Origin of the sequence: Massilia pseudoviolaceinigra, from assembly GCF_030846505.1 — a bacterium.
Classification (GTDB): domain Bacteria; phylum Pseudomonadota; class Gammaproteobacteria; order Burkholderiales; family Burkholderiaceae_D; genus Telluria_A; species Telluria_A violaceinigra.
In genome coordinates, this window is the sequence record NZ_JAVCWL010000016.1 from 127,269 (window position 1) to 133,873 (window position 6,605).

Annotated in this window: 7 protein-coding genes; 2 read left to right on the forward strand and 5 right to left on the reverse strand. The window is 59.6% G+C overall.

Features of this window, described 5'->3' with window-relative positions:
* Nucleotides 1–80 precede the first annotated feature (80 nt).
* The 3 genes from eat to RBA40_RS17300 all read right to left on the reverse strand — a co-directional run bounded on the left by eat (nt 81) and on the right by RBA40_RS17300 (nt 3,969).
* Nucleotides 81–1,454 carry an ethanolamine permease gene (gene eat, locus RBA40_RS17290; protein ID WP_306649026.1) on the reverse strand — a complete coding sequence of 458 codons (1,374 nt, stop codon included), beginning with the start codon at nt 1,452–1,454 and terminating at the stop codon, nt 81–83.
* Between the two features lie 162 nt (nt 1,455–1,616).
* Nucleotides 1,617–2,204 carry a hypothetical protein gene (locus RBA40_RS17295; RefSeq protein WP_306649027.1) on the reverse strand — a complete coding sequence of 196 codons (588 nt, stop codon included), beginning with the start codon at nt 2,202–2,204 and terminating at the stop codon, nt 1,617–1,619.
* A 169-nt stretch (nt 2,205–2,373) separates the two neighbouring features.
* On the reverse strand, nt 2,374–3,969 hold the full coding sequence (locus RBA40_RS17300) for a hypothetical protein (protein WP_306649028.1): 1,596 nt from the start codon (nt 3,967–3,969) through the stop codon (nt 2,374–2,376).
* A 217-nt stretch (nt 3,970–4,186) separates the two neighbouring features.
* Between RBA40_RS17300 and RBA40_RS17305 the strand changes: the two genes are divergently transcribed.
* Nucleotides 4,187–4,402, forward strand: coding sequence for a hypothetical protein (locus tag RBA40_RS17305; RefSeq protein WP_306649029.1), 216 nt, complete (start codon nt 4,187–4,189; stop codon nt 4,400–4,402).
* Nucleotides 4,403–4,550: 148 nt separating this feature from the next.
* Nucleotides 4,551–5,693, forward strand: coding sequence for a diguanylate cyclase domain-containing protein (locus RBA40_RS17310; protein WP_306649030.1), 1,143 nt, complete (start codon nt 4,551–4,553; stop codon nt 5,691–5,693).
* Nucleotides 5,694–5,790: 97 nt separating this feature from the next.
* Here the strand turns inward: RBA40_RS17310 and RBA40_RS17315 are convergent, their stop codons facing one another.
* On the reverse strand, nt 5,791–6,075 hold the full coding sequence (locus RBA40_RS17315) for a hypothetical protein (protein ID WP_306649031.1): 285 nt from the start codon (nt 6,073–6,075) through the stop codon (nt 5,791–5,793).
* Between the two features lie 193 nt (nt 6,076–6,268).
* Nucleotides 6,269–6,475: a hypothetical protein gene (locus RBA40_RS17320; protein WP_306649032.1), complete on the reverse strand. Its 207-nt coding sequence runs from the start codon at nt 6,473–6,475 to the stop codon at nt 6,269–6,271.
* Nucleotides 6,476–6,605: the final 130 nt, after the last annotated feature.

Consider the following 6,605-nt stretch of genomic DNA (forward strand, 5'->3'; position numbering starts at 1 on the left):
CATGTGCTTCAGGCTGCGCGGTGCGAGTTATCGAAAAGCAACATGATACAGCGCGCCGCCGTCAGGTAGGTCGACAATGACTACGTCTGCGACGCCGCCAGCGTTGCGCGGCGCCCCGCCGTCGTCAGGAACACCACGTAGCCTGCCAGCAGCAAGCCGGCGAATACCATCGCCATCACAAAATTGTAGTAAACCATCGTTCCCAGGCACACCAGCGCGCCGAGCAGGGCGAACAGCGGAAAGAATGGATACAGCGGCGCACTGAACGGCCGCACCATCTGCGGCTCGCTGCGGCGCAGCTTGAACAGCGCCAGCATGCTGACGATATACATCGTGATTGCCCCGAAGACTGACATGGTGACGATATTGGCCGTCAGGGTCTGCCCGCCGATCTTGATCAGTTCATCGCTGTAGATCGCGGCGATGCCGACCACCCCGCCGGCCAGCACGGCGCGCTGCGGGGTCTGGAAGCGCGGGTGAATCTTGGCGAAGTAATGCGGCAGGTAACCTTCGCGGGCGAGCGCGAAAATCTGGCGCGAATAGCCGAAGATAATGCCGTGGAAGGAGGCAATCAGGCCGAACAGGCCGAGCCACACCAGCATGTGCAGCCAGCCGCTGCTGCCGCCGACGATCATCTTCATCGCCTGCGGCAGCGGATCGTTGATGTTGGACAGCTTGGTCCAGTCGCCCGCCCCGCCGGCGAACAGCATCACGCCCAGCGCCAGCGCCACCAGCGTCAGGATACCGCTGACGTAGGCGATGGGAATCGAGCGGCGCGGGTCTTTGGCCTCCTCCGCCGCCATTGCCACTCCTTCGATGGCCAGGAAAAACCAGATCGCAAACGGAATGGCGGCGAACATGCCCGGAATGGCCGCCATGCTGAAACTGTCCTGGCCGGACCATCCGCCCTTGGTGAAGTTGGCGAGCGAAAAGCCCGGGGCGACCACGCCCATAAATACCAGCAACTCGAAAATCGCCACGATGGCCAGCAGCAATTCCAGCGTGGCCGCCACCTGCACGCCGATGATGTTCATGGTCATGAAGATGAGATAGGCGCCGAGCGCGACCAGCTTGGGATCGAGGGCGGGAAACTGCACGTTCATGTACGCGCCGATGGCCAGTGCGATGGCGGGCGGGGCGAACACGAATTCGATCAGCGTGGCGGCGCCGGCGATGTAGCCGCCGACCGGGCCGAAGGCGCGCTTGCTGTAGGCGAACGGGCCGCCCGCATGCGGGATCGAGGTGGTCAGTTCGGTAAAGCTGAAGATGAAGGTGGTGTACATGGCGGCGATGAAGAGCGCCGTTACGGCAAAGCCGAGGGTGCCGGCCGAGGCCCAGCCATAACTCCAGCCGAAATACTCGCCGGAAATGACCAGCCCGACGGCGATGCCCCACAATTGAAAGGTGCTTAGTGCCTGCTTGAGCGCGGGCGCGCCTGCGTTATTCGCGTTCATGAGTGACTCCAATCCGGGTAAGGTGGCGAAACTTGAGACGAAGATTGCTCGATGCGGCCGGCCCAATCGCAAGCGGGAAGGTGCTATCCGAAGAGGATAAATAGTGCCGACGAGTTAAGTATGCCGTTAAATCAACGGTTTTGGCGAAGAAAATTCAACATATCACCTGTCAAATCCGACCCAGTAATACTCATCCTTGCCTTCGCCCCTGAACAGGTAGCCGTTGCCCCAGAAGGCGACGAAGTGCTGCTCGGTCATTCTGTTTGTCGGATACCAGTCGGGCGCATGCTTTGCGGAATAAGCGTGGTGCCAGCCCGGCTTGGCCAGCCACGATGGGCCGGGATCCAGCACTGTTTTACCGGTTTTGAGGGTGCCGCGACCAAACCCGGTAACGTCGTTGCGCCCGGCCAGCCACGCTTCGATGGCAGCGCTCAGCTGCGCCGAACGCATCTCGACATAGGAGATTCTGGAGGCGTCTTCCAGGGGACGTCTGCATTCGATCAGGAGGGAAGCGCGGGTGTACGCAGTCTTCGCATGTGCGTTGCCTGGTGCAAGAACGCTCATCTCGATCGACATATCGGGCCTGCCGTCGCGCAGCGCGCTGTCGGCATGGCCAGCGGAAAACGTCCAGCTGAGCTGCTCGTAGTCGTTCGTCAGGCAAGCCGGCCGGCCCCAGCAATACAGATAGGCTATGGCATACAACAGAAAAACCATGACCACGACGTAGACGATGGTACTGATCTTTTTCAACTTGCTTCCCTTAAATAGCGCATCGCCGCAGCTGTGGAGTGGTCATGCCTGCGCGCTTGCCCACATCGGCAGCCCGGCAATGTTCCATCACCGCCAAGACAAAAAAGGCCTGCAACCTTGGTTGCAAGCCTGCGCATACGGCACCAGTGTAGCCCGTTATGACATCATTTTACACGTGCATGGCGCTGGCCATGTCGAGCGACCAGGTGCCATCCATCGGATCCGGGTAGCCCTTGAGCAAAACCTGCTCGCTCAGGCCGGACGTCGATTGCTTGCGCTGGCTATCCCTTTCCTCTTCGGTCCGGCGTGGATCGCCGCTCAGGTAAGGCGCCAGCGCGGACAGCAGATCGCGCTGGAACGCTTGCTGGACTGGCGTGACCGTATCGGACACCAGATTGCCCATCACATAATTGATCACGCGGGCCGACTGGCTGGCTGATTGATTGAGCGTGGCCTTGACCAGCCGCCCGTCGTTGTACGCCAAGTTCACATCGCTGCTGGCGGCATCCTTGATCTGATGGAAGTTGTAGTTTTGCGATTGCTCGGTGTAGTCCAGCTTCAGTTGCCCGCCCGGCGTGCCCGGCGTATGGAAGCTGGCGTTCAGTTCGGATTTCTGCTGCTGCGAAATCGAACGCTCGCCCTGGCTGCGCCCGCCGATGCTGGTGCTTTGCGACACGTCGTAGGTGAAGCTGTCCTGTTCGCTCGGACGCATCGGATTGATCGACGTGGACGCCTGGCTCACCGATGCGCTGAAGTCGGCCAGCCCGGTGAGCGCGGCATGGTCCGCGGCCGCCAGTTCCCACTTGCCGCCCAGGGCGGCGCCGGCGCGCGGCTGTGCGGCGCCGACATTGGCGTTGAGGCCGGAAAAAGCCTCCTTGAACATCGTCATCAGCCCGCCGTCGGCACGGCCCCTGCTTGCGGCGTGGTCGAACTGCTTCAGGTGATTGGCCAGTGCCCTGGCCTGCTGTTCAGGGCTGCCCAGGCCCGACAGGTTGCTGGTATCGACGCTGATGGAGGCCGTACCGGACGGGCCGCTCAGGCTCACCTTGCGTTGCACGCCATCGGCGTGAAAATCCAGCGCTTGCGTGCTGTCGGGATCGGTATCGAGTTTGATCACGGCGCGCAGGTCCACTGTCGCCAGCAGCGCCGGATCGAATTGCGTGAGGCCCGCCAGCCTGACCGAAGGCGGCTGTTCCGCCATGCCGTCGATGGCGTCCTGGAAAGCGCCGGCCAGGCCGGCCAGCGCGCTGCGCTCCGTATCGCTCAGTTCGCCGCTGCTGCTCATCTGCACCGCCAGGCCATCGGTTTGGTTATCCAGCGCGAGCTTGACCTCGATGCCGCTTTTGGTGGTGATGCTGAGCGAGATCTTGTCGTCGCCCTGGCCATGCAAGGCGGGTGGTGCGGCCGAGATGCCGTAGGGCGACCACAGCGTTGCCGCAGGTGACAGCCGCACCGATTGCGAAACATTGTTGATGTCGCCCCTCAATTGCGTCAGCAGGGCCGCGCCCAGTCCGCTGAAGCGGCCGGCCACCGAGCGCGAAGCGACATTGATGGCGATCAGTGCGCTCACGCCGTCTTGCGCTGTCGATTCCCATGTCAGCGCGGAGGTGCCGCTCAGGGATGCCGAGACGCTCTGCGGGCTCAGATTAACGATGGTCGAGGGCGTCGCCCTCTGTTCTGCTGGGGCTTCACTCCGGCTCGTGGCGAAGGCCGGGCTACGCACCGGTGTGGGGTTCCAGCCAGGGAGGGAAGTAATGGCGGTCATGGACACTGTGCGAATAGAGTGAATCAGGCTCAAGGAATGGTTATTTATCAACTGGGCACTTCAGGACGGCTTGGCCACCGAAGCAACATTGACATAAGGTTATAACGACCGCCGGTGCGGAATCATGAGGGCTCGCCGAAAATTGATCTGACGAAATGCAGATATCCCATGCACTCGGGCAAACGCGTCCCGATTCAGGTGTGGCCGGACGCTGGCGATGGCACCCGTATTCGAGGATTTGCCAGCCTGTGCACTGGGTGACGAGAACTGCGCGCTGCCGCTGTCGCCGGGTCTGGCGTTGAACCCGGCCAAGGGCGACCGCATCCGGATGGCCGATGAATATCGGCTACAAATCGCCCTTGCCTACCATGCGCCCGGTCTTCCGGCGGCCCAAGCGGTCGCGCTGGTGCGCCAGAGCGGGCAACATGAATGATCGGGGATTGTTCGTATTGGCTGTACGATGACGCGGCACTGGACTGCTGCGATTGCCAGCTAACCGAACGGCTCGCCAGCAAGAGTTCGTGGATAATTGATCTGGGTAACGATTCTCACGAAACGACGAAGGTCCGATGAAAAGTGTAATGGCTGCCAGAAACGAACTTGACGCTAGCGCCCCCCCAAGCCGGATGCAACGCGTCGCCAGTCTGGTCCTTACCAACGACCGCGACCAACGGCGGGCCATCACGATGGTGTTGACCACCACTGCCCTGTATTCGGTCTGTCTTGCGCTATTGACCTTTGGCGTCATCTATGACGTGTTTCCCATAGAAAACATCAGCATTCTCGCGTTGCTGCTGACCCTGGCCGGCCCGATTTTCTATTTCATCATACGCAGCGGCCTTAATCTCCGTTTCAGCGAGCCCAAGCTTGCTTTCCCGCAGGCGCTGGTGGCACAGTCCATGGTTGCGTTCGCCTATGCGGTGTGCGGCCCGATTCATTCCGCCACGATCATTTTCCTGGCCGTGGTCACCGTGTACGGCATGTTCGACATGACTATGCGCCGGGTTCGCCTTGTCTTACTGTATACCCTGACCGTGATGGGTCTTGTCATGGCATGGAAAGTGCGCACCGACCCGCAGGTCTACCAGGGCCCGCTGGAGCTCATGTATTTCGCCATGATGGCGACGTCCCTCACGGCCATCTCCTTGCTGTCGATGCTGGTATCTAAAATGCGCAAACGTCTGCGCAGCCAGAAGGACGAGCTGGCCCGGGCGCTGGAGCGCATACAGGTCGCAGCAACCCACGATGAACTGACCGGGCTGGACAACCGGCGCCACATGATCACCCTGCTGGGGGAGCACATCACCCGGCGCGCACGTGGCGGACCCGGCTTTGCGGTAGCGCTCGCCGATATTGACCACTTCAAAAACGTCAACGATACCCATGGCCACCGTGTCGGTGACGAGGCACTGATGACATTCGCTCACCTGGCGCGCGCCAAGCTGCGCAGTACTGATATCGTCGCACGCTGGGGCGGCGAGGAATTCTTGCTGTTGCTGCCGGAAACTAACCCTCCGGGCGACCCGCACACGGCGATCGAGCGGCTGCGCGGGTCGCTCGCGGCGGCATCGGCCAGCGCCCATGTTCCAGAGTTGCGGATTGCTTTCTCGACCGGCCTGACACGCTACATCGACGGTGAACCGATCGATGACATGATAGAACGGGCCGATCGCGCGCTGTACGCAGCGAAGGACGCCGGGCGCAACCGGACTGTGGCGGCATAAGATGGTGGCCGGGGATGCGGCCGCTCGACGTGCTCGAGGGATCTTGGTGTGGATCGACTTCCGCGATACTCCTTGAAGTTTCACGATTTTCCCGGAGCTATTTAGAGCGGTTGAGCAAACCTACCTCGAATCCCTTCGGCCAATCCTCGGGTTTGCCAAGAGCGGCCTCTAGTAACCATTCCGGCGCTAAATTCTTATGTTCTGGGTCAGCCGCAGAAATCATTACCAAGGCAAAACTTTTACCTCTCACGCCGGCAATTAAATCGGACAGCCGCCTAAGCTCAGCTATCCACTCCACCATTTGCTTATCGAGAATTACTTCTACTTCATCAAGTAGTGGCGGCAAAGACTCGACTACCGGATCGATGGAACGATTTTCCACGGGGATCTCATTGACTTGTTGATTTACGGTGTGCGTCCTTTTCCCCTGCTCCATTATAACCCCTTCATGTTTTGCGTTCTGACCGGTTAAGTGCGCAACGTCGAACTTTCCCTGTTTTTATTACAAACAATTGTGTTGGCAATAGATCACTTACTTCAAATGAACCATGTTGAAACTTAGCGTCAATCCGTCGTCAAACGTCCATTGTTCTGCCGTGCCAGCGCGTGTTTTCAAGCAGGTGACCCGCCAGCCACTTCCATTCACCAGTGCAAAATTTTTCAATATGGAAACCGATTGAGCTGATCAGCGCATGAGCGATAAGGGTGTCCGGAGTAGTTGTTGAAATCCGCATACGTGTTGCCACTCCAACCGGCTGATGTGGTTTAGACATTTGAAACATACGTTCTGGTACGAATACTATGGCCTTAGCTTGAAGAGTAGTATTGAGAGCCTTCCTGAAGATAACGCCAGTCTTTCCAGGGAAGCGCTGATAAATTTAACTTTTGCTCGAAATCACGCGTCAAGTCACT

Bases quoted from the DNA above. Each gene is read 5' to 3' on its own strand.
- eat (WP_306649026.1), bottom strand. From the start codon at position 1,454: ATGAACGCGAATAACGCAGGCGCGCCCGCGCTCAAGCAGGCACTAAGC.
- RBA40_RS17300 (WP_306649028.1), bottom strand. From the start codon at position 3,969: ATGACCGCCATTACTTCCCTCCCTGGCTGGAACCCCACACCGGTGCGT.
- RBA40_RS17305 (WP_306649029.1), top strand. From the start codon at position 4,187: ATGGCACCCGTATTCGAGGATTTGCCAGCCTGTGCACTGGGTGACGAG.
- RBA40_RS17310 (WP_306649030.1), top strand. From the start codon at position 4,551: ATGGCTGCCAGAAACGAACTTGACGCTAGCGCCCCCCCAAGCCGGATG.
- RBA40_RS17320 (WP_306649032.1), bottom strand. From the start codon at position 6,475: ATGTTTCAAATGTCTAAACCACATCAGCCGGTTGGAGTGGCAACACGT.